The sequence below is a fragment of the Acetobacter sicerae genome (genome assembly GCF_011516765.1).
Lineage (GTDB): Bacteria > Pseudomonadota > Alphaproteobacteria > Acetobacterales > Acetobacteraceae > Acetobacter > Acetobacter sicerae.
Genome location: NZ_JAAABN010000076.1, coordinates 1 through 1,024 on the forward strand (window position 1 = coordinate 1; position 1,024 = coordinate 1,024).

General features: G+C 55.1%; 2 protein-coding genes. Both read right to left on the reverse strand.

Annotation, left to right across the window (positions count from 1 at the left end; translation table 11 throughout):
- Positions 1-81 precede the first annotated feature (81 nt).
- Complete coding sequence (locus GVI59_RS18665) at positions 82-543, reverse strand: hypothetical protein (RefSeq protein WP_173575535.1); 462 nt, start codon at positions 541-543, stop codon at positions 82-84.
- A gap of 22 nt (positions 544-565) precedes the next feature.
- The coding region (locus GVI59_RS18670; RefSeq protein WP_173575536.1) for a hypothetical protein at positions 566-1,024 on the reverse strand (459 nt) is incomplete at its 5' end.

Sequence of the window (1,024 nt, forward strand, 5' to 3'; positions counted from 1 at the left end):
GCATCTCAACCTCCATTGTTGGAGAAAAATCGGACAACTCGTCCACGGAACCGGGGCCGCAACCCCGGAAACACGGGCGTGTTAGTCTGTGATTTTTGTATATGTGAACGAGCCTCTGGTTTTATCCCCAGTGAGAAACGGCCCTCGCTTCCCAAACGTCCCGACGCCTAAAGCATCAATAATATCCTGTGGGGTTACTGGGCCTTCGTATTTTCCCCTGCAAACCATCGTGCTTCCAGAACTGGAATCATAGTCGTAGTCATAGATGCGCTTTCCGTTTCCCAAATCCTTTGATGGATTGGTGCAATACAGTTCAGCAATACCCATGCCGAGGCTTCTATACGCCATCACCGGAACATATGACGTTTCGTCTTCAGGTTCTTTTTCCCCGCACGTGTTGCAGACAAGAAACGAAGAAGTGCACCGGGCACATGGCGCGTTAATATGACAACTGCATCCACTATCTGGGTAATCAATTGCGATATGACCAGAGCAGTCTTTATTGGGACATTTATTTCCTTCTTCCCAGATAACTGCACCCATCTCAAAACCCTCCCAACGCCCCTCAGAGCGAAACCAACTCAAACCAATCCAGCAGAGACCCTGTGAAAAGGATCGCGCTCATCACGAGCAATCCGAACGCGAGACTCATTGCGATTGCCGACACGACACCCATGGTCGCACGCGCCGGGATCGTGACGGCCTCAGGAACCCGCTCGATCTGTCCGTCCACCCAATCGAGCACGATCTGGATCGCATCTGCTGTCGTCATCGGCAGGCCAGCGAACCAGCGTCCGATTGCCGGGGCGATGATCAGTGTGACGGGCCGGGCGATGTGTTCGCGGGCGATGTCCAGCTCCGTGTCTCGGTCCCGGATCGCGGCCAGTCCGGCGTTTCTCTCCACCCAGAGACGGTCGTTCTCAGCGAGCAGCGCTGCGTTCTGTGTGACAAGATCTCCTGCCGCACGCTCAGCCATCGGCCAGTCGTGGTGGGTGAGTGCGTAGTTCAGCGCGGTCATCGTGGT